The sequence below is a fragment of the Pseudomonas poae genome (assembly GCA_028869255.1).
Classification (GTDB): domain Bacteria; phylum Pseudomonadota; class Gammaproteobacteria; order Pseudomonadales; family Pseudomonadaceae; genus Aquipseudomonas; species Aquipseudomonas poae_C.
Genome location: CP110972.1, coordinates 4539862 through 4561254, shown reverse-complemented (window position 1 = coordinate 4561254; position 21393 = coordinate 4539862). Strand labels below are relative to the sequence as shown.

Annotated in this window: 19 protein-coding genes and 1 pseudogene; 11 read left to right on the top strand and 9 right to left on the bottom strand. The window is 61.4% G+C overall.

Features of this window, described 5'->3' with window-relative positions; genetic code table 11:
- Window positions 1-16 precede the first annotated feature (16 nt).
- Entirely contained in the window at window positions 17-934 is a 918-nt protein-coding gene (gene metR, locus LRS56_20725) for a transcriptional regulator MetR (GenBank protein WDU61248.1), read from the bottom strand.
- Between the two features lie 182 nt (window positions 935-1116).
- On the opposite strand from metR, the gene LRS56_20720 reads away from it, so the two are divergent.
- The 5 genes from LRS56_20720 to LRS56_20700 all read left to right on the top strand — a co-directional run bounded on the left by LRS56_20720 (window position 1117) and on the right by LRS56_20700 (window position 4713).
- Window positions 1117-2136, top strand: coding sequence for an alpha/beta hydrolase (locus tag LRS56_20720; protein WDU61247.1), 1020 nt, complete (start codon window positions 1117-1119; stop codon window positions 2134-2136).
- A gap of 57 nt (window positions 2137-2193) precedes the next feature.
- Window positions 2194-2847: a DsbA family oxidoreductase gene (locus LRS56_20715; protein ID WDU61246.1), complete on the top strand. Its 654-nt coding sequence runs from the start codon at window positions 2194-2196 to the stop codon at window positions 2845-2847.
- Window positions 2848-3014: 167 nt separating this feature from the next.
- Window positions 3015-3935, top strand: a complete 921-nt coding sequence (locus LRS56_20710) for an arginase (protein ID WDU61245.1) — start codon at window positions 3015-3017, stop codon at window positions 3933-3935.
- Complete coding sequence (locus tag LRS56_20705; protein WDU61244.1) at window positions 3932-4312, top strand: transporter; 381 nt, start codon at window positions 3932-3934, stop codon at window positions 4310-4312. The genes LRS56_20710 and LRS56_20705 overlap by 4 nt, the downstream gene beginning before the upstream one ends.
- A complete protein-coding gene (locus LRS56_20700; protein ID WDU61243.1) occupies window positions 4309-4713 on the top strand; it encodes an EamA family transporter in 405 nt (134 codons plus the stop codon). The genes LRS56_20705 and LRS56_20700 overlap by 4 nt, the downstream gene beginning before the upstream one ends.
- Window positions 4714-5638: 925 nt before the next feature.
- Here LRS56_20700 and LRS56_20695 read toward each other — a convergent pair.
- Window positions 5639-6409 carry a MipA/OmpV family protein gene (locus tag LRS56_20695; protein ID WDU61242.1) on the bottom strand — a complete coding sequence of 257 codons (771 nt, stop codon included), beginning with the start codon at window positions 6407-6409 and terminating at the stop codon, window positions 5639-5641.
- Window positions 6410-6636: 227 nt separating this feature from the next.
- On the opposite strand from LRS56_20695, the gene LRS56_20690 reads away from it, so the two are divergent.
- The 6 genes and pseudogenes from LRS56_20690 (at window position 6637) to LRS56_20665 (ending at window position 14022) form a co-directional block, all read left to right on the top strand.
- Window positions 6637-7338: an MtnX-like HAD-IB family phosphatase gene (locus LRS56_20690; protein WDU61241.1), complete on the top strand. Its 702-nt coding sequence runs from the start codon at window positions 6637-6639 to the stop codon at window positions 7336-7338.
- Window positions 7331-8725, top strand: coding sequence for an aminotransferase class III-fold pyridoxal phosphate-dependent enzyme (locus LRS56_20685; protein ID WDU61240.1), 1395 nt, complete (start codon window positions 7331-7333; stop codon window positions 8723-8725). The genes LRS56_20690 and LRS56_20685 overlap by 8 nt, the downstream gene beginning before the upstream one ends.
- Entirely contained in the window at window positions 8722-9636 is a 915-nt protein-coding gene (locus tag LRS56_20680) for an alpha/beta fold hydrolase (GenBank protein WDU61239.1), read from the top strand. Before LRS56_20685 ends, LRS56_20680 begins: the two co-directional genes overlap by 4 nt.
- A gap of 107 nt (window positions 9637-9743) precedes the next feature.
- The gene (locus LRS56_20675) at window positions 9744-10868 is read left to right on the top strand and encodes a GNAT family N-acetyltransferase (GenBank protein ID WDU61238.1); all 1125 of its coding nucleotides are present in this window, start codon (window positions 9744-9746) and stop codon (window positions 10866-10868) included.
- A pseudogene (locus LRS56_20670) lies at window positions 10868-12635 on the top strand (ATP-binding protein). Before LRS56_20675 ends, LRS56_20670 begins: the two are co-directional and overlap by 1 nt.
- Window positions 12625-14022: a sigma-54 dependent transcriptional regulator gene (locus LRS56_20665; protein ID WDU61237.1), complete on the top strand. Its 1398-nt coding sequence runs from the start codon at window positions 12625-12627 to the stop codon at window positions 14020-14022. Before LRS56_20670 ends, LRS56_20665 begins: the two are co-directional and overlap by 11 nt.
- 131 nt (window positions 14023-14153) lie before the next feature.
- On the opposite strand, the gene LRS56_20660 is transcribed toward LRS56_20665, so the two are convergent.
- The 7 genes from LRS56_20660 to LRS56_20630 all read right to left on the bottom strand — a co-directional run bounded on the left by LRS56_20660 (window position 14154) and on the right by LRS56_20630 (window position 21180).
- A complete protein-coding gene (locus tag LRS56_20660) occupies window positions 14154-14483 on the bottom strand; it encodes a GlpM family protein (protein ID WDU65786.1) in 330 nt (109 codons plus the stop codon).
- 8 nt (window positions 14484-14491) lie between these two features.
- Window positions 14492-15841, bottom strand: a complete 1350-nt coding sequence (locus LRS56_20655) for a sigma-54 dependent transcriptional regulator (GenBank protein ID WDU61236.1) — start codon at window positions 15839-15841, stop codon at window positions 14492-14494.
- Window positions 15838-17739, bottom strand: coding sequence for a sensor histidine kinase (locus tag LRS56_20650; protein ID WDU61235.1), 1902 nt, complete (start codon window positions 17737-17739; stop codon window positions 15838-15840). The genes LRS56_20655 and LRS56_20650 overlap by 4 nt, the downstream gene beginning before the upstream one ends.
- A 172-nt stretch (window positions 17740-17911) precedes the next feature.
- Window positions 17912-18646, bottom strand: coding sequence for an amino acid ABC transporter ATP-binding protein (locus LRS56_20645; GenBank protein WDU61234.1), 735 nt, complete (start codon window positions 18644-18646; stop codon window positions 17912-17914).
- The gene (locus LRS56_20640; GenBank protein ID WDU61233.1) at window positions 18643-19314 is read right to left on the bottom strand and encodes an ABC transporter permease subunit; all 672 of its coding nucleotides are present in this window, start codon (window positions 19312-19314) and stop codon (window positions 18643-18645) included. Before LRS56_20640 ends, LRS56_20645 begins: the two co-directional genes overlap by 4 nt.
- Window positions 19314-20060, bottom strand: coding sequence for an amino acid ABC transporter permease (locus LRS56_20635; protein ID WDU61232.1), 747 nt, complete (start codon window positions 20058-20060; stop codon window positions 19314-19316). Before LRS56_20635 ends, LRS56_20640 begins: the two co-directional genes overlap by 1 nt.
- 193 nt (window positions 20061-20253) lie before the next feature.
- Complete coding sequence (locus LRS56_20630; protein WDU61231.1) at window positions 20254-21180, bottom strand: glutamate/aspartate ABC transporter substrate-binding protein; 927 nt, start codon at window positions 21178-21180, stop codon at window positions 20254-20256.
- Window positions 21181-21393 lie beyond the last annotated feature (213 nt).

The window sequence follows — 21393 nt, the reverse complement described above, 5'->3', positions numbered from 1 at the left end:
TGTTCACCTGCGGCGCTTAACGCACTGCGCTGACCCCATCCAGCGTCGAAAACGAAGTGTCCTTGGCCGTGAGCAAGAAGTCGCGCATATACGGCGCATCCAGCATGTCGGCACGAATCCCCGCATACAACGTCGCAAACAAGCCTTTCTCGCCCAGGCGCTTGGCCTTCACATAACCGCGTGAGCTGTATTCATGCAGCGCCCAATGGGGCATGCCGCAGACGCCACGGCCGCTGGCCACCAGTTGCATCATCATCACCGTCAGCTCCGAGGTGCGCACCTGCGCCGGTTCCACATCGGCCGGTTCCAAAAAGCGCGTGAAGATGTCCAGGCGGTCGCGCTCCACCGGGTAGGTGATCAGGGTTTCGCTCAGCAAGTCTTCCGGCACGATATAGGACTTGTTCGCCAGCGCATGCTGGTTGGCCACGGCCAGCATGGCCTCGTAGGTGAACAGGGGCACATAGGTAATGCCCGGCAGCTCCTGCGGGTCGGACGTCACTACCAGGTCCAGGTCGCCACGGGCCAGGGCCGGCAGCGGCGCGAAGGCAAAACCCGAGGCCAGGTCCAGTTCGACTTCCGGCCAGGCATCGCGGAACTGATCGATGGTCGGCATCAGCCACTGGAAGCAGCTGTGGCACTCGATTGCCATGTGCAAACGCCCGGCGGTGCCGCCGGCCAACCGTGCGATATCGCGCTCGGCCCCGCGCAGCAGCGGCAGGGTCGCGTCGGCCAGTTGCAGCAGGCGCAGGCCGGCGCTGGTGAAGCGCAGCGGTTTGGTCTTGCGCACGAACAACTGCATGCCCAGGCGCTCTTCCAGTTCCTTGAACTGGTGGGACAGTGCCGATTGCGTCAGGTGCAGGCGCTCGGCGGCTTCCACCAGGCTGTCGGCTTCGCGCAGGGCGTGCAGGGTCTTGAGGTGACGGATTTCGAGCACAGGCTCTCCATGAAAACAATTTGTGATGAAGTCGTATAGCGTGAGTTTGTCTCATGTTATAGGTCGTGTCGACCATGACCGCCGGGCACTCTTCATCAAACTGTCACGTAACTGTGGCAGCGCGCTTGAACAAACTTCATCAGACTCGCGCTCTACTGGGGTTCTGCGTTTCGGTGTTTTTCATGCGCGTGTTGCTTTTACTGGCCGCTCTATTGTTCGGCCTGCCGTCTTTTGCGGCTTCTCGATGTGATGTCAATGTCCCGACCCAAACGGTCGACCTGGCTCAGGTGAGCATCGCCTACCAGAGCATCGGCCGTGCGTCCGACCCGGCGTTGCTGCTGGTGATGGGCCTGGGTGGGCAACTGATCCACTGGCCCGATGAGGTGGTGGTTGCCCTGTGCCAACAGGGGTTCCGGGTGATCCGCTATGACAATCGCGATGTCGGCCTGTCCAGTTGGCGCCAGGCGCCGGCCAGCGCCAACCTGACCTTTGAAGTGCTGCGCTACAAGCTCGGCCTGCCGGTATCCGCGCCGTACACCTTGACCGATATGGCCGATGACGCCCTGGGCTTGATGGATGCGTTGCAGGTCCGCCAATTCCACGTGCTGGGCGCGAGCATGGGCGGGATGATCGCCCAGCACCTGGCGGCCATGGCGCCGCAGCGTGTGGAAAGCCTCACGCTGGTCATGACCAGCTCCGGCGCCGAGGGCTTGCCGGCGCCAAGTGCGGCGCTGGTGCAGTTGTTATCGCGGCGCAGCGCGCCCAATCGCGAAGTGGCGCTGGAGCAACAGGCCGATTTGCTCGCTGCGCTGGGCAGCCCCACGGTGAAGGATGATCGCCAGGCGCTGCTGCACCAGGCGGCGCTGTCGTATGACCGCGCGTTCAACCCGGACGGCGTGAAACGCCAGATCATGGCGATCCTCGCCGAGCCGAGCCGCGTGCGGCTGCTCAATCAACTGCGCGTGCCGACCCTGGTGGTGCACGGCACCGCCGACCCGTTGCTGCCGGTGATGCACGGCGTGCACCTGGCGGCGCATATCCAGGGCAGCCAATTGAAGCTGATTCCCGGCATGGCCCATCGTTTCCAGGAGGCATTCAAGGACCCCTTGCTCACGGCGGTGCTGCCGTACCTGCAAGCCCATCGTGAAGATGCAGCGCATTGGGCGCAGATTGACCCGGTCGCGCCTTCGAAGCTGTTGTGACATTGGTGTATCGTGCAACCTTTGCGGCGCATTTTACTGCCAGCGAGGTTGCCTGCCATGAGTACTCCCCTGAAAATCGATTTCGTCAGCGACGTGTCCTGCCCCTGGTGCATCATCGGCCTGCGCGGCCTGACCGAAGCCCTCGACCAGCTCGGCGCCGAAGTCCAGGCCGAGATTCATTTTCAGCCGTTCGAGCTGAACCCGAACATGCCCGCCGACGGGCAGAATATCGTCGAGCACATCACTGAAAAATACGGCTCCAGCGCCGAAGAATCCCAGGCCAACCGTGCGCGCATTCGCGATATGGGCGCCGAGTTGGGCTTTGCTTTCCGTACCGATGGCCAGAGCCGTATCTACAACACGTTCGACGCGCACCGCCTGTTGCATTGGGCCGGGCTGGAGGGCTTGCAGTACAACCTCAAGGAGGCGCTGTTCAAGGCGTATTTCACCGATGGGCAAGACCCTTCCGATCACGCGACCCTGGCAATCATCGCCGAAAGCGTAGGCCTGGATATCAAGCGTGCTGCCGAGATTCTCGCCAGCGATGAATACGCCGCCGATGTCCGCGAGCAAGAGCAGCTGTGGATCTCCCGGGGCGTAAGCTCGGTGCCGACCATTGTGTTCAACGACCAGTACGCGGTGAGCGGTGGCCAGCCGGCCGAAGCCTTTGTGGGCGCGATTCGGCAGATCATCAACGAAGCCCGATCCTGACACTGCTCTAGTGTGGGAGCTGGCTTGCCTGCGATGACGGTGGTAACTGACAGTCCGCCATCGCAGGCAAGCCAGCTCCCACATTTACTTAGCACTGCCCTCAGGACAAACGCTGGCCCGTCCCTTGCATTGCCCCCCTAAAGCCAGCCATTAGGGGGCGTACTGCCTTGAACATTCTTGACCTCGACCACAGCCTCACCGGCCAGGCACCGATTGCCCGGCGTTTGGCCAGCGGCCGTGCAACGCGCATCGACCTGCTGGACCTGGGCCCGAAGCTGCGCCTGTGGTCCACCGAAAAAACCTGGAAACGCTTTGCCGAGCGCCTGGCCAAACGGCCCCGGCCGGTGGATGCGCGCCCGGAAATCCTGTTTGTCGGCTCCGGTGATTATCATCACCTGACACCGGCGTTTCTCGCCGACCTGAAAGAGCCGATCAGCCTGATTCACTTCGACAACCACCCCGACTGGGTGCGCTTCGCGCCCAAGCGCCACTGTGGTTCGTGGGTCAACCGGGCGCTGAAAATGCCGGCGATCAAGCGCATCGTCACCCTCGGCCCGTGCAGCGATGACCTGCATAACCCGCAACTGCGCGGCGGCAACCTCGGCGCCCTCAAGCGCGGGCACTTGCAGTTGTTTCCCTGGCAGCACGCGCCGTCGAAAGTCTGGGGCAGGGTGGGCGATGGTGCCGGCCACCAGCAGCAGGAAAACCACCTGCACTGGCGCAACCTGGCCGAGCTGGACTGGGCCGCGTTTCTTGAGCAGATGATCGGCAGCCTGCCCACTGAAGCGATCTGGATCACCCTCGACAAAGACGTGCTCGCCATCGAAGACGCGGCCACCAACTGGGACCAGGGCGGCATGCGCCTGACCCACTTGCTGCAGGCGCTACGGGCCTTGGCGGCGCGCAAGCGGATTATCGGCATCGATGTGTGCGGCGAATTCGCCCAGCCGGCGTTCAGCAACGCATTCAAACGCTGGGAGGCCAAGTCCGACCAGCCACCGCCCGAACGTTGGAGCGCGCAGGACTTGCAGCGCAACGCGGCCACCAATGAAGCCCTGATCGACCTGTTTGAGGAGCTGTTCCCGTGACCCTGACTGTGGTGTTGCTGGTGGCGTTTTCCATCGTGCTCGATGTGATCGGCCAGCTGTGTTTCAAGATCGGCCTGGACCGCCTGCCGGAGCTGGAGGGCGGCTTTCGCCTGAGTGCGTTCTGGGGCCAGGTGTTCAATGCGCCGTTGCTATGGGCCGGGATCGGCGCGTACGTGATTGAGTTTTTCGTATGGCTCGAAGCCTTGTCCCGTGCACCGTTGAGCCTGTTGTTTCCGGCGGCGGCACTGGCTTATTGCGGGGTGGTGCTGGCGGGCAAGGTGGTGCTGGGCGAGACGGTCAGCCGCCGACGCTGGCTGGGCACTCTGGTGATTACCTTGGGGGTGATGTTGGTGGCGATTGCAGGGAGTCAGGCATGAGTTCGCAAACTTTGAATACGGGGTGGCTGCACGGGCGTCTGGGCACCGTGGTGCTGTGGGCCTTGCTGATTTGCACCGAGAGCGCCGGGCAGTTGTTTACCAAGGTGGCCGGGGATCAACTGGGGCAGATGGATTTCAACTGGCAGTGGCTGGGTGAAGTGGCGCGTAACCCTGGGATCCTGGCGGCGATTGCCAGCTATATCGGCGCGTTTTTCGTGTGGATGCTGATTCTGCGGCGCAGTAGTTTGTCTCTGGCCTTCCCCTTGAGTTCGCTGGTGTTTGTGGTGGTGTTGCTGGGGTCGTGGCTGGGGCTTGGGGAGCATATCAGCCCGCTGCACTGGGTGGGGGTCGCGGTGATTATTGGTGGGATTGCGCTGTTGGCGGAGGGGGAGGAAAACTGAAGCGCGGGGCGGTGGGGGATTGCGGGATTGTCTGTGGGAGTACATATCCGTTTTTTTGGTGATGGCTGAAATGGGTTCCGCTCTTACAGCGGGTCACTTTTGGAAAAGCGCCAAAAGTAACCAAAAACGCTTCGCCCCATCACTCGGCACCTCGCCTCCGGCTCGGTGTGCCCTCACTCCGGCTTGAATCCGTGGGCCGCCGCGATGGGCCATCCATGGCCCAGCGCGGCTAACCCGGCGTCCTGCCGGGTTGCCCACGGATTCAAGCCTGCGTTCGGCCAGCGTGATTGACGGGGCGCCTGGGATCAAAAGCGCAGATCAAAAGATCGCTGACTTCGTCAGCGGTAAGGATGTAAGGGCCAGATCAAAAACAAAGCGAGGCGGCCTGACAGCCGACCTGAGCATTGAAGCTGTACTCGGTTCAAATGTGGGAGCTGGCTTGCCTGCGAAAGCATCAACTCGGTGTGCCTGATGTACCGAGGTGCCTGCATCGCAGCGATGCGGCGACCCGACAAGCCAGCTCCCACAGAGAAGCAGACCACTGCGCACGCCGAACCGCTCTTGATCTACACCACTCAGGTCGGCTACTAGGCCGCCGTGCTCTGCTTTTGATCTTGATCTTGATCTAGGCGCCCCGTTAACCACGCTGGCCGCACGCAGGCTTGAATCCGTGGGTAACCCGGCAGGACGCCGGGTTAGCCGCGCTGGGCCATGGATGGCCCATCGCGGCGGCCCACGGATTCAAGTCTGCGTGCGGGCACACCGAGCCGGAGGCGAGGTGCCGAGTGGTGGGGCAAGAGCCCTTTGGTTACTTTGGGGCTCTTTTCCAAAGTGACTCGCTGTAAAAGCGAAACCAATTCCCGCCCCCACCCAAACAACGGATATTCACCCAACAACCAGACGCAAGAGTGTATCCACCGGTAAGTCAGTCAAACGTATAGCTGATCGCCGTCTGCACCTGGCCCTGGTTCACGTCGCCGGTCTCCTTGACGATGCTGCTGTTGGCCGCCGAGCCCACCAGGTGCACCCAGCTGGCGCTGGTCAGCAGTGACCATTTTGGAGCCAGGGGAAACTCGAAACTCTGTGTCAGCGTCATGTTCTGAAAGCCCCCGCTGGCGTTATACGGGCGAATGCCGGAAGCCTCGGATTCATTGGCGTCCACACCGAAATAAGTCTGGGTTTGGCGGGCATCGGCGAAGTTCGCTGCGAGGCCGCTGCTGCCGATAATCCCACCGCCCAGCGGGTATCCAAGTTCACCGCCGACCTTGCCCAGCGTGCCGCTCTGCGAATGCCCACCGCCCACAGCCTGGCCCAGCCGCGCATACACGCGCCAGAAGTCGGCCGGGGCGTACTGAACGAAACCGCCGATCTCGGCCATGTCCGACACATTGCGCAGCCCCTGAAGCGAGCCGTTGGACGTGCGCCCCTGCAGGTAATTGATATAGGGCCCGGCGGTAAAACCGTTGGTATTCAGGGCGCTCCAGGTCAGGCCGTCATCGGTGCTCAGGCTGACATTGCCCCAGTCCAGGTCCACGTAGGGCACGGGGCGCGTTTCGTAGCGGCTGCCGGTGGGGTCGTGGGGTTGGTAGCTGACGCCCGCGCCGACTTCGCCAGTGATCGGGTCCGCCAGGGCGCTGCCGGCAACCCCCCACAGCCCCAGCAAACCGGCGAATACAGCAGAACTGAGCTTGAGCATGAAGCGGTTTCCTTATCTGGACATGCGCGCATGAACGCGCGAAGAGCCTTCCTCGCGCAAGCACTCATCTTGTTTGTAGCAAGCTACAAAAATTGTAGCTCCCACGACACAAAACCCCGCATATACCCGGCAAAGCCCCAGCCCCGCTGGGCGTCGGCCAGTTGGCACAGTCCCTGCTCTACCCCTTGTGCAAGCGCATACAGCGCGCTCCTTTTAGGTAAACACAGATGATCCACTGGCATATCGTGTGTGACTTCGACGGGACCATTACCCCCACCGATGTCATCGACAACGTCCTCCAACGCTTCGCCGGCCCCGAGTGGGAAACCATCGAACAGGAATGGCTGGACGGGCATATCGGTTCACGCGAATGCCTGAGCCGCCAACTGGCGCTGATCAAGGCCACCCCCTCCGAACTGCTGGCGTATTTCGACAGCGTCGAGATCGACCCGGACTTCCCCGATTTCGTCGATCACGTGATCGGCCTGGGCGCGTCCATCGAAGTGGTCAGCGACGGCATCGAGCAAGGCATCGCACGGATTCTGTCGCGCAACTACGTGACCTTGCTGCCGATCCTTGCCAACCGCCTGCGTCAGGTCGACCAGAACAGCTGGCGCATCGACTTCCCCTACGCCAGCGATGCCTGCCGCGCCGCCTCCGGCAACTGCAAGTGCAAATCCACTCCGCGCAACAAACGCGTGCTGGTGATCGGCGACGGCAAGTCCGACATGTGCGTGGCTTCGACCGCCGATTTCGTGTTCGCCAAGGGCAGCCTCGCCGACTACTGCGTCGCCAACCAGATCCCTCACGCGCGCTTCGACACCTTCGCCGAAGTGCCTGCATTGCTGGCCCAACTGCCTCAGGGCATCGCTGCCAACGCCACCTCCTTTACTGCTGCCGACAATCAGGAACTCTTCCACCATGTCTGATATCCGTATCGCTACCGCCGAAGACCAGGTCCTTCTGGATAAAGAAGCCAAGTATTGCTCCTACGGCGACACCGTTCATTACATCGAGCCGCCGCGCATTTTCAGCCGCTGCGAAGGCTCCTATGTGTGGGACACCGAAGACCAGGCCTACCTCGACCTGCAAATGTGGTACTCGGCGGTCAACTTCGGCTACGCCAACCCGCGCCTGAACAACGCGCTGAAACAACAGATCGACACCCTGCCGCAAATCGCCAGCCAATACCTGCACAAAGGCAAGATCGAGCTGTCGGAAATGATCGCGGTCGACGCCAAGAACAAGTTCGGCCTCGACGGTCGCGTGCACTTCAACGTCGGCGGTTCGCAGTCCATCGAAGACTCCCTGAAAGTGGTGCGTAACGCCACCAACGGCAAGAGCCTGATGTTTGCCTTCGAAGGCGGCTACCACGGCCGTACCCTCGGCGCCTCGTCGATCACTTCCAGCTACCGCTACCGTCGTCGCTACGGCCACTTCGGCGAGCGTGCGCAATTTATCCCGTTCCCGTATCACTTCCGCGGCCCCAAAGGCATGACCAAGGAGGAGTACGGCAGCCACTGCGTGCAGCAATTCGCGCGTTTGTTCGAGACCGAATACAACGGCGTGTGGGACCCGAAAGTCGGCCAGAGCGAATACGCCGCGTTCTACGTGGAGCCGATCCAGGGCACCGGCGGCTACGTGATCCCGCCGATGAACTTCTACCGCGAACTCAAGCAGGTGCTGGACCAGCACGGCATCCTGATGGTGTCCGACGAAATCCAGATGGGCTTCTACCGCACCGGCAAACTCTGGTCGATCGAGCACTTCGATGTGCAACCGGACGTGATCGTGTTCGGCAAGGCGCTGACCAACGGCCTCAACCCACTGGGCGGCATCTGGGCCCGTGAAGAGTTGATCAACCCGAAGGTGTTCCCGCCAGGTTCGACTCACTCCACCTTCGCCTCCAACCCGTTGGGCACGGCGGTGGGCCTGGAAATGTTCAAGATGACCAACGAAGTCGACTATGGCGCGATGGTCATGGCCAAGGGCAAATACTTCCTTGAAGGTTTGCAGGACCTGCAGAAACGTTTCCCGATCATCGGCGACGTCGACGGCCTGGGCCTGGCCCTGCGCTGTGAAATCTGCGGCCCGGATGGCTTCACGCCGGACAAGGCGACCCTGGATTACATGGTCGAAGAGGGCATGAAAGGCGACATGGTGGTGGACGGTCAGAAACTCGGCCTGATCCTCGACGTGGGCGGTTACTACAAAAACGTGATCACCCTGGCACCGTCCCTGGAAATCAGCTACCCGGAAATCGACCTGGGCCTGAAGCTGCTTGAGCAACTGCTGGTGCGGGCGACCAAACGGTGAATAGCCACGAGATCGACCTCGGTGAAGGTACCGCCGGCTTCGTTCTCGGTGAAGGTCCGGTCGGGATCCTGTTGATCCACGGCCTGACCGGCACCCCGACGGAATTGCGCCAGGTCGCCAAGGGCCTGGCCAAAGCGGGCAACTGCACGGTGTACGTGCCTACCCTGGCCGGGCACTGTGGCGACAACAGCGACTTGCAGGCCACCGGCTGGCGCGACTGGTACGAAGGCGTGCGCAAGACCTTCGTACAGGTCAAGCAACGGCACGCGCAGGTGTTTGTCGGTGGCTTGTCCATGGGCGCGGTGATGTCGATGTACGTGGCCGCCGAACATCCGGGGCAAGTCGCCGGGCTGCTGATGTATTCCACCACCTTGAAGTACGACGGCTGGAGCATCAACAAGCTGGCGTTCTTGACGCCGTTGCTGATGACGATTCCATTCGGTGTGCACCTTTGCAGCTTCGAAGAAAAACCGCCCTACGGCATCAAGAATGAACGCCTGCGAGCCATCGTCGAGCGGCAGATGAAGGAAGGGGAGAGCAGCGAGGCCGGCTTGCTGACCATGGAGGGTATCACCGTGCGCGAATTGCACCGGATGAACGCCGTGGTCAAGAAATGCATGCCGCAGGTCAAGGTGCCGGCGCTGGTGTTGCACTCCATCGAAGACGACATCACCAGCCGCTGGAATGCCGATTACGTGGAACGCCACCTCGGCGGGCCGGTGACCAAGATCCTGTTGGACAACTGTTACCACATGATCACCGTCGACCTGCAATACCGTCGGGTGATCGAGTTGAGTGCCGAGTTCGTCGAGCAGCACACCTCTAGCGCTCGCACCGAACCCCTTAGTGGCGAGCGGGCTTGCCCGCGTTGGGTGGCGCAGCCGCCCCAAAACCTGCCGACTGCGGTTTAACCGGGAGACTTTGAGGGGGGCTGCTTCGCAGCCCAACGCGGGCAAGCCCGCTCGCCACAGGGGCCGCTTGCGACCGCCATGAACTTGCTTACGCGTAAGGGATATATGTGATCACCACCCAAGCCTTCCCGACTATCCGGGGCATCCAGCGCAGTGCCTGGAACGACTGCTTTCCCGGTGCCCTGGAGGACTGGGACTATTACATCGCCGTGGAAAACGCCGCCATCGCTGATTTCAAGTGGCGTTACCTGGCGGTTTACCAGGATGGAACGCTGGTGGCCGTGGCCGCCGCGTTCATCACCCATTATCGGCTCGACACCACCGTGTCGGGTGCCGGCAAGCGCTTGACCGAGCGCCTGGAGCGGCTGTGGCCGGGTGTTTTGCAGCTGGGCCTGTATGCCATCGGCTCGCCGGTGGCCGAACGCTGCGACGCCGGGGTGGCCAGCCACGTACCTGCGTCGCGCCGTGCGCTGTTGCTCAAGCACTTGCTGGCGGCCGCACGCCAGGACGCGGATGACTTCGGCATCGGCCTGCTAGCGGTCAAGGACGCTCCTTCTCAAGACCCGCACTGGCTCGACAGCTGCCGGGCGGCAGGCTTTCAAAGCATGCCGAGTTTGCCCACGGGCGTGTTGCCGCTGCCTTACGGTTCGGTGGATGCCTACCTCGGCTCGCTGGGCAAGTCCACGCGCAAGGACCTGCGCCGCAAACTGCGCGCACCGGGGCCTCGGGTAGAATGGCGGCGCAATATCGACGACGTACTGCCCGACGTCATGCGCCTGTACGAAGCCACCCTGACGCGGGCCGAGTTGCAGTTCGAGCGCCTGCCCGCCGGTTACTTCACCGGTGTGCTCGAACGTCTTGAACAGCGCGCCGTTTGTGTTCTTTACTGGGTGGACGAGCAGTTGGTGGCGTTCAACCCGGTCCTGGTGGACGAACACCGGCTGGTCGACAAGTTTTTCGGGCATGACGTGGCATTCACCCGCGACTACAACCTGTACTTCCGCAGTTGGCTGACCAATGTCGACTACTGTATCCAGCACAATATTGCGGTGTATGAGTGCGGGCAGGCCGGGTATGCCAGTAAGCTGCGCCTGGGCTGCGAGTTCCAGGGCAACAGTGTGTTTTTCCGCCACCGCAACCGGCTGGTCAACGGCCTGCTCAAGCTTGTAAAACTGTTTATTCGACCGGATCGTTCCGACCCTGCCATGGCTGCTGCGATAAGCGAAACCTGATGATCACCAAGACCCGCCAGAAAGCCCGTCCCTTTGCCATTTCGCGCTGGAGCGTCCAGCGCAAGCTGGTGCTGGCGTTCTGGTTGGTCAGCGTGATCCCCACCATGATCGCGGCGGAACTGGCCGCCACCACGCTGTCGCAGATTTTCGACAGCAACGTGCGTATCTGGCTGCAAGAGTCGACCAAGATCGTCAAGGACGAGATCGGCGACATCCTTCACGACAATGCACGCATGGCCAAACTGTTCCTGCGCTACACCAGCCCGCCCTCGAGCCGGCAAGCCGCCAAGCACGACCGCCTGACCGCCGACATCGCCGATGCCACCGACATCGACGTGGTGGCACTGATCCGCACCAGCGATAAAAAAGTGGTGTTCAGCACCGCGTCCGATGACATCGTCAAGCAGATCAGCCTGACCAGCAACGCGGTGTTGCAGACCGTTCAGGTGGCGGGCGTGAGCACGGGCATCGTGGTCTCGACCTTCGAAACTACCCAGGACGGCGTCGACTACCTGTTGCTGGTGGCGACCTACCTGGACAGCAGCTTCCTGACCAGCGTGGCCGATGTGCATTCCCTCGACCTGCGTCTTTACCTGGCCAACCCCGACGGCTTCTCGGAGATATTCTCGACCCAGCGCTTTGAAGATCACCCGTCGCGTATTCCAAAAATGTCGAAGCCGCGATGCGCAGCACCAAGCAGCCCAGCGAGCAGTTCACCAATAATTACAGCGGTTTGTACTGGCCGATTTTCAGTGATGCCGGCGACTTGCAAGGCGTGATCTTCAGCGGCCTGCTGCGCCATACCAGCCTGGTGGGGCTGGTGAACCAGAGCAATCTGTTTGTGCTGATTTTCCTGCTCAGTTCGGCGCTGTCGCTGGCGGCCGGAGTGTTGGTGTCGCGGCGCCTGACCAGCCGCTGCGCGACTTGTCCCAAGGCGTGGGCGCGGTGATTTCCGGCAATTACGAGCACCGCGTGCGGGTCACCGGCGGCGATGAACTGGCGCAATTGAGCAGCACCTTCAACCACATGACCGAGCGCCTGGGCGAGCTGCATCACCTCGAAGCCCAGTTGCGTCGGCGTGACCGCCTGCATGCCCTGGGCGAAGTCGCCATGGGCCTGGCCCACGAGATCCGCAACCCGCTGGGCATCATCAAGACCGCCACCCAATTGCTGCACCGCCGCGCCGACCTGCCCGAAGCCGACAAGCGCCACCTGGAATACGTGATCAGTGAAGTCAGCCGCATCAACGACCTGATCACCGAGTTCCTCGACTTCGCCAAGCCCAACCCGCCCTTGCGCGTGCTGCAACCGGCGCGCCCGCTGGTGGAAGAAATCCTCGGCTTCTGCGCGCCGGAACTCGCGACCCATAACATCGACGCCCAGATAGACGACCAGGCGCCGGGCGCGACGATTTACGCGGACGCCAAGCAACTCAAGCAGGCTTGCCTGAACCTGATTCTCAACGCCATCGACGCCATGCCCGAAGGCGGCCGCCTGACCCTGGGCATCCGCAGCCTGGGCGACAACACCCTGATCAGCATCGCCGATACCGGCCAGGGCATTCCGGCGGAGATGATCGAGCGCATCTTCACGCCATTTGTCACCACCAAGGCTTCCGGTACTGGCCTGGGTCTGGCCAAAGTCTATTCGATCATGGAAAGTCACGACGGCAGCATCGAATGTGCCAGCGAGAAAGATGCCGGCGCCACGTTCAGCCTGTACATTCCGGCGATTGGCGAAGACGACGAGGACAGTCATGACGCATAACATTCTGGTAGTCGACGACGAACCCAAGCTCTGCGACCTGCTGGCGTCGGCCCTGGGCCAGAACGGCGTGCAGGTATTTATTGCCGGCAACGGCCTGCACGCGCTCAAGGTGCTGGAGCAGGAAGACATCGACCTGGTGATCAGCGACTGGCGCATGCCCGGCATGGACGGGCCGGCGCTGCTGGCTGAGATCAAAGTGCGTTACCCGCAGGTGCCGGTGATCGTGATGACCGCCTACAGCACGGTGAAAAACGCCGTGCAGTCGATGCGCAACGGCGCCTATGACTACATTGCCAAGCCGTTCGATATCGACGAACTGGACATCACCGTGGCCAAGGCGCTGCAGTTTCGCGACATCATGCGCGACAACGCCCGCATGCGCGCCGAGCTGGATGAACACGCGCAGTTCGACAGCCTGGTCGGCGACAGCCCGGCCTTTCGCAAAGTCCTGCAAGCGGTGGATTCGGTGCGCGACAGCAGCGCCACGATCCTGCTGACCGGCGAAAGCGGCACCGGCAAGGAAATGGTCGCCCGCGCCATCCACAAGCACGGCAGCCGTGCCGACAAGCCGTTTGTGGCGGTCAACTGCGCGGCGATCCCTGAAGGCCTGCTGGAAAGCGAAATGTTCGGCCACCGCAAAGGCGCGTTTACCGGCGCTGTGGCCGACCGGGTCGGGCGCTTTATGCAGGCCGACAAGGGCACGCTGTTTCTCGACGAAGTAGGCGATATGCCGCTGGCACTGCAAGCCAAGATTCTACGGGCGCTGCAGGAGCGGGTGATCGAGCCAGTAGGCGACCCTCGGGAGCGCAAGGTGGATGTGCGGGTCATCGCCGCCACCAACAAGAACCTGCTGGACGCGGTGGCCAACAAGGAGTTTCGCGAAGACCTGTATTACCGTCTCAACGTCTTCCCGATCCCATTGCCGGCCCTGCGTGAACGCGTGGAAGACATCGCGCCTCTGGCTCGCCACTTTGCCCAGACCCTCAGCGCCACCGCCGGCAAACGCATCACCGGCTTCAGCCCGGAGGCGTTGCAGGCCATGGCGGCTTACCACTGGCCGGGCAATATCCGCGAGCTGCAAAACTGCGTGGAGCGTGCGACCATCGTGGCCGCAACGCCTGTGATCGAAGATATCGACCTGCCGGGGTATCTGTTCGCTTCCAGGCCGAGCGAGAGCGGGGTAACGGCTATTCTCAGCGACGGGCCGGGCATTCCCCAGGACCTTGATGCGGCGCTGGCGGAGGTGGAGAAAGCCTACATCCTGGCGGCGTTGCAGGAGAGCAACGGCGTGCAGGCGGCAGCGGCGGCGAAGATCGGGATTTCCGAGAGGAGCTTTTGGTATCGCCTGAAGAAGCTCGGCATCCAGGTCGACAAGATCGTCCGCTGATTTATCTGTCTGTCACCGATCCAAATGTGGGAGCGGGCGTGCTCGCGAAAGCGGTCGGTCAGCCAATATTTAAGTGCCTGATACAGCGCATTCGCGAGCAAGCCCGCTCCCACATGTTTGACCGAGTTGGGTCAGGTATGAACGCGTACCCAAATGCTCACCAAGAGGGTCGCCGCCATCAACCACGCCACCGCCGCCACGGCGAGCGACGCTTCCAGTCGCATCCGATCGACCATCACATACAACGTCGCCAGGTATACAAAGTACGGAATGATCGACCACATCCCAAACACGATAGTGGTCTTCAGGTCGTCTACCGAGCGCCCCTTGCCGACGATGTAGTGCGCGATCAACGCAAAGGTCGGAAACAGCGGTACCAATCCGGCGATGTAATAGTTTTTGGTCTTGGCCAGTGCGGCCAAAATCAACACCACTGCCGCGCCAAGGGCGGCCTTCACTATAAGATCCATCAGTGGTTCAACCCATATTTCTTGACCTTGTCGAACAGCGTGGTCTTGGCCATCCCCAGTTCCTGGCTGGCCTGGGTCAGGTTGCCGCCGCTACGTTGCAGGGCATCCACCAGCAGGTTGCGTTCGAAGGCTTCCACCGCCTCGGTGAAGGCCAGGCCATGGTTGGCGTTGCCGGTGCCGCTTTTCTTGAAGGCCGGCAAGCCCAAGGCAAAACGCTCGGCCACGTTGCGCAGTTCACGCACATTGCCTGGCCAGTCGTGGCTCATCAGGCTCGACACGGTCTGGTTGTCCAGTTCCGGCACGGCGCGGTCGAAGCGTAGCGACGACTGCTGCAGGAAGTGTTCGAACAGTTGCAGGATATCTTCGCGGCGTTCGCGCAGGGGCGGCAGTTCCAGGGTCACCACGTTGAGGCGGTAGTACAGGTCGCTGCGGAACTGATTGGCGCGGCTCAGTTCGTCGAGGTCGGACTTGGTGGCGGCGATCACTCGGCAATCCACCGCCACGCTCTGGTTCGAACCCAGGCGTTCGAGGGTGCGCTCCTGCAAGACCCGCAGCAGTTTGATCTGCAGGTTAATCGGCATGCTTTCCACCTCATCGAGGAACAGCGTGCCTTCGTGGGCGTGTTCGATCTTGCCGATGCGGCGCTTGCCGGCGCCGGTAAACGCGTTGGCTTCATGGCCGAAAATCTCGCTTTCGAAGAGATTTTCCGGCAGGCCGCCGCAGTTCAGGGCGACGAATTGATGCGAATGGCGCCGACTGAAATCATGCAGGCAGCGCGCAACCAGTTCCTTGCCGGTGCCGGTCTCGCCTTCGATCAGCACGTTGGCCGAGGTGTCGGCCACATTGGCGATCAGCTCGCGCAAGTTCTGCATGGCCGGCGAGCGGCCGATGATGCGGCCTTCCAAAGAGTCGCGCTCGGCCAACTGGCGGCGCAGCGACCAGACTTCCCGCGCCAGCCCGCGCTGCTCCAGAGCGCGGCGGGCGACGTCGACCAGGCGCTCGGGGGAGAAGGGTTTTTCCATGAAATCATAGGCGCCGTTGCGCATGGCGCCGACGGCCATCGAGATATCGCCATGCCCGGTAATCAGCACCACCGGCAGGCTTTTATCCAGCGCCTTGAGGCGGGTCAGCAGCTCCAGTCCGTCGATGCCCGGCAGGCGAATATCACTGATGACGATACCGGCAAAATTCTCGCCGATACGCTTGAGGGCTTCTTCGGCACTGGCTACGCCCACGCTGGGAATGTCTTCCAGCGCCAGCGCCTGCTGGCAGCCGAGCAGCACATGCGGGTCATCTTCGACGATCAGCACGGTAAGGTCGTCTTTTGCGGCTGTGGTGTCTGTATTCATGTCGACTCAGCTTTCTGAGTGCCCGCCAGCGGCAGGCACAAGACAAAGGCCGTACCACCACTGGCCGGGTGCTCCACGGCGAGGTTGCCGCCGGTGGCCGCCGCGAGGCTGGCGGACAGGGTCAGGCCCAGGCCCAGCCCTTGTTCGCCGGGTTTGGTGGTGAAGAACGGTTCGAATAGATGTTTGCGCGCCTCGGGGTCGATACCGTGGCCGTTGTCGCGCACGTGCAGGCGGTACTTGCCGTCGGTGCTGTGGCCTTCCAGCCACAGTTCGGGGGCCGGTTGCGCCTGCATCGCATCGAGGGCGTTGCCGATCAGGTTGACCAGGATTTGCTCCAGGCGCGTTTGGTCGATCTGCAACTGCGCATTGTTGAACTCGCGGTGCAGGGTCAGCGGCAGGCCGTCCAGGCGCGCGCCCAGCACCTGGAACGCCGCGTCCACGGCCTTGGCAAGGTTGGCTTCGCCCTGGTTATCGCCGCGCCGGGCAAACGAACGCAGGCTGGCGGTGATACGGCCCATGCGGTCTATCAGCTCGTTGATGGTTTTGAGATTGGCGCTGGCGGTGTCCAGGGCGCCCCGTTCGAGGAAGCGCACGGTGTTACCCGACAGAGTGCGCAACGCGGCCAACGGCTGGTTCAATTCATGGGCGATGCTGGTGGACATCTGGCCGATGGCCGCCAGTTTGCCGGCCTGCACCAGTTCATCCTGGGCGCGGCGCAGGGTTTCTTCGGCCTGGCGCCGTTCGCGGATCTGGCCTTTGAGCCGTTCGTTGCTGGCCCGCAGGTCGGCGGTGCGTTCGGCAATCCGACGCTCCAGCTGGCTGTTGGCTTCCTGCAAGGCTTCGCGGGCGGCGAGGCGGGTGGCGATGACCTTGCGGCGTTCGTTCCAGGCGATCAGCAGGAAGGCCACCAGACCAAAGGCGACGGCCACCAGAATGCCCTGGTTGATCGCAGCGCGGCGCAAGTCATTGAGTGGCGTAAGCAGGGTGAAATTCCACGGGGTGTCGTTGAGTGGGCGGGTTTGCGCCAGGTAGCTCACTTCATGCTCGTCGTTAACCACTTCACTGTTGGCCGGGAAGGTCAGTTTTTCGGTGCCTTCGTTCAAGCGTTCGCGGGCCAGCGGCTCCAGCTCGTTCAGGGTCGCCCAGTAATATTGCAGGCTGTGGGCCAGGCGTTCCTTGGTGTCATCGCTCAAAGGGCGTACGGCCTTGAGGCGGCGGGCCGGGTCGCTGGAGAGGATGATGATGCCGTTTTCATCGCTGACAAACGCTTCGAGACGGGCGCGCTGCCAGCGTTCTTCCAGCGCTTCGAGGCGCACCTTGACCACGGCCACGCCGATGATCTTGCCGTGCTCTTCCAGGCCGTGGGCCAAGTAGTAGCCAGGTTCGCCGTTGGTGCTGCCGATGCCGTAGAAACGCCCGGGCTGGCCGCGCACGGCATTTTGGAAATAGGCACGGAAGGACAGGTCTTCACCCTGATAACTGTCGGCATCGCGCCAGTTACTGGTGGCCAGCACACGGCCGGTGGTGTCCATCACGTAAATGGCCCGACTGCGACTGCGTCGGTTCAGGCCCTCGAGGTAATCGTTGACCGTTTGCCGGGTTTCCTGGTTCGGGTCGGCCAGCAGCGCGGAAACGCTGGACTCCAACTCCAGCAGGCTGGGCAGGTAGGTGTATTTGCTCAGTTCGCTTTCGACGGTGCGGGCGTGCAGTTCCAGCTGGCGTTCGCCAGTGTCGCTGAGGGTGCGGATGCCATAGTACTCACTGACCCAGAAGCCGATATAACCCAGGCCGATCATCAAGGCGATGATCAACGGCGGCAGGAACAGTTGGCGAATCAGACGAGGTTTCACGGCAAGTGATGGCGGTGCGGCGCGAAATTGGTTGGGGTCGCATTTCATCACAGATGCCTTGGGTCAACCAGAGCTTGCCAGCCTGCGCGGTCCAATGTGGGAGCGGGCTTGCTCGCGAAAGCGGTCTGCCAGTTACTGATGTATCAACTGACAGATAGCTTTCGCGAGCAAGCCCGCTCCCACAATGGATCCGGTTTTCACAGTGGAAGCGCTGTAGGGCTTAGTGCTGCAGGATCTTCTCAAGGAAGTGCTGCGCACGCTCGGAGCGGGCGCTGATATCGCCGAAGAACTCCTCTTTCGGGCAGTCTTCGATGATCTTGCCGGCGTCCATGAAGATCACGCGGTCGGCCACTTTGCGGGCGAAGCCCATTTCGTGGGTCACGCACATCATGGTCATGCCTTCGTGGGCCAGTTGCACCATCACGTCGAGCACTTCGTTGACCATCTCCGGGTCGAGGGCGGAGGTCGGTTCGTCGAACAGCATCACGATCGGGTCCATGGCCAGGGCGCGGGCAATTGCCACACGTTGTTGCTGGCCGCCGGAGAGCTGGCCCGGGTGCTTGTGGGCGTGTGCCGACAGGCCTACGCGCTCAAGCAGTTGCAGGCCCTTTTTGGTGGCTTCTTCCTTGCTGCGGCCAAGCACCTTGATCTGCGCGATGGTCAGGTTTTCGGTGATGGTCAGGTGCGGGAACAGCTCGAAGTGCTGAAACACCATGCCCACCCGTGAACGCAGTTGCGGGAGGTTGGTCTTCGGGTCGGCGATGGAGGTGCCGTCGACGACCACATCGCCCTTCTGGAACGGCTCCAGCGCGTTGACGCACTTGATCAGCGTGGATTTGCCCGAGCCGGACGGCCCGCACACCACGATCACTTCGCCTTTTTTAACCTCGGTGCTGCAATCGGTCAGCACCTGGAAGTCGCCATACCACTTGTTGATGTTCTTGATAGAGATCATACGGCAAACCTTTTTTGCAGACGCTTGACCAGCAGCGAGGCGGAAAAGCTGATGATGAAGTAGACGACACCGGCAAAGATCAGGAACTCATTGGAGCGGCCGATGATATCGCCGTTGGAGCGGGCGGAGTTGAGGAAATCCACCAGGCCTACGGTGTAGACCAGCGAAGTGTCCTGGAACAGGATGATCGACTGTTGCAGCAGCAACGGGGTCATCTTGCGGAACGCCTGGGGCAGGATGATCAGGCGCATGGTCTGGCCGTAGGTCATGCCCATCGCTTGTGCCGCCGCCATCTGGCCCTTGGGGATCGACTGCACGCCGGCCCGCACGATTTCACAGAAGTACGCGGCTTCAAACATCATGAAGGCCACGACGCAGGAGGTGAACGCGCCGATCGGCGTGTCTTCGCCGGTGATCCAGCGCAGCACGAACGGCACCGCCAGGTAGAACCAGGTGATCACCAGCAGCAGCGGGATTGAACGGAAATAGTTCACATAGGCGCCGGCCAGGCGTGACAGCAGTTTGCTGGACGACAGGCGCATCAGTGCGAGGAGGGTACCCAGCACGATGCCGCCGACCACGCCCATGACCATCAACTGCAAGGTCATGACCATGCCGTTCCACAGGCCCGGAATGGCGGGGATGATGCCGCTGAAATCGAATTCCATTATTTACCCCCCACGGAGATCAGGCCGGGCACGGCGACTTTCTTCTCGACCACGCGCATGAGCAGCATCAGGCTCATGTTCAGGGTGAAGTAGATCAGCGTAGCCAGGGTGAAGGCTTCAAACAGGTTGGCCGAGAACTCGGCGGTCTGCTTGGTTTGCGCCAGCAATTCCATCAGGCCGATCAAGGACGCCACGGAGGAGTTCTTGAACACGTTGAGGAATTCCGAGGTAAGCGGCGGAATGATGATCCGATAGGCCTGGGGCAGCAGCACGTTCCAGTAGATCTGCGGCAGCTTGAAACCCATGGCGCGTGCAGCGGATTCCTGGCCACGTGGCAGCGCCTGGATACCGGTACGCACTTGTTCACACACACGGGCGGCGGTGAACAGGCCCAGGCACACGACAACGCTCAGGTAAGCCGAGGTGGTCGGGTTGAGGTCCTGTTTGTACCAGTCCTGCAGGTTTTGCGGGAGCATATCGGGTACGAGGAAGTACCAGATAAACAGCTGCACCAGCAGCGGTACGTTACGAAACAGTTCCACGTAGCAGGTCGCGATGCCCGATACGATGCGGTTCGGCACGGTGCGCATGACGCCCAGCACGGACCCCAGCAACAAGGCGATAATCCATGCCACGACAGCGATGGCGATGGTCCAGCCCAAGCCGGCGATATACCAGTCGAGATAAGTCTCGCTGCCAACGCCGGTGGACTTGAAGAACACGCCCCAGTCCCAGTTGTAATTCATTAGGGTCTCCCCTCGAGATCGATCGATGTACAAGCACCCGCTTGGGGAAGATCCTTTCCCGCCCGACGTTGAACGTCAGGCACACGCGATCGGCTCGGAATCCGCCAGGTCGAGTGTTCCAAATTAAAGCCAGCAGGTAGTAACAGACGCCTGAGGGAGTTTGGCTCCCTCAGGACATAAGCTTAGTCAGGTATCAGATTTTTACGTCAGGCGCTGGCTTGTCGCTTGGGTTGGCGATCAGCTCCTTCACCTTGTCGCTCATCGGGAAGTTCAGGTTCAGGCCTTTTGGTGGAATCGGGCTCTCGAACCACTTGCTGTAGATCTTGTTGATTTCGCCGGATTTGAACAGGGCGACGATGGCGCCATCCACGGCTTTCTTGAACGCAGGGTCGTCTTTACGAACCATGCACGCGTAGGCTTCAAAGGATTGTGGAGTACCGGTAATGACCCAGTCATCCGGCTTCTTGGCCTTGGCTTCTTCACCGGCCAGCAGGGCGTCGTCCATCATGAAAGCCACGGCGCGGCCGCTTTCCAGCATTTGGAAGGATTCGCCGTGGTCTTTGGCGGAGATGACGTTCATGCCCATCTGCTTGTCGGCGTTCATCGCCTTGATGATGCGCTCGGACGTGGTGCCGGCGGTGGTCACGACGTTTTTGCCTTTCAGGTCGGCAAAGTCGGTGTAGGACGGCTTGCCATCCTTGTCTTTCTTGACCAGCAGACGGGTGCCGATTTCGAAGATGTTGACGGTGAAATCAACTTGCTGGGCGCGTTCGGTGTTGTTGGTGGTGGAGCCGCATTCCACGTCCGCGGTGCCGTTTTGGATCAACGGGATACGGGTTTGCGAGGTCACCAGGTTGTATTTGACCTTCAGGTCGGGCTTGTTCAGGTCTTTTTTCAGTTGTTCGACGATAGCCAACTGGATGTCGTGGGAGTAGCCCACTGGTTTGCCCGAACCATCCGCGATGTAGGAAAACGGAATGGAGCTGTCGCGGTGAGCGAGAGTGATGGTGCCGGAGTCGTTGATTTTCTTCAGTGTGCCGGTGAGTTCGGCGGCGAAAACTGGAGTGCTGATCAGAGCAGCAGCGATAGCTGCGCCCAGGATATGGGGAACGATGCGCATCAATACTTCCTCGACATTTGTTTTTTTTATGAAGCCGGTTAGACGGCTCTCTTGTACAGCGAATGCCCGTGACGGCTCCTGAGGCGTCTCAGGCAATCGTCAAGGAGTGTAGAGCATGAGTCGTGCCACACCTGGGGTTAAAGGTTAACTGTATGATTTATATAGGTATTAATTTTTTGTGAAGGGAGGGTTTTGGGTGTTGGGTCCGGCTAA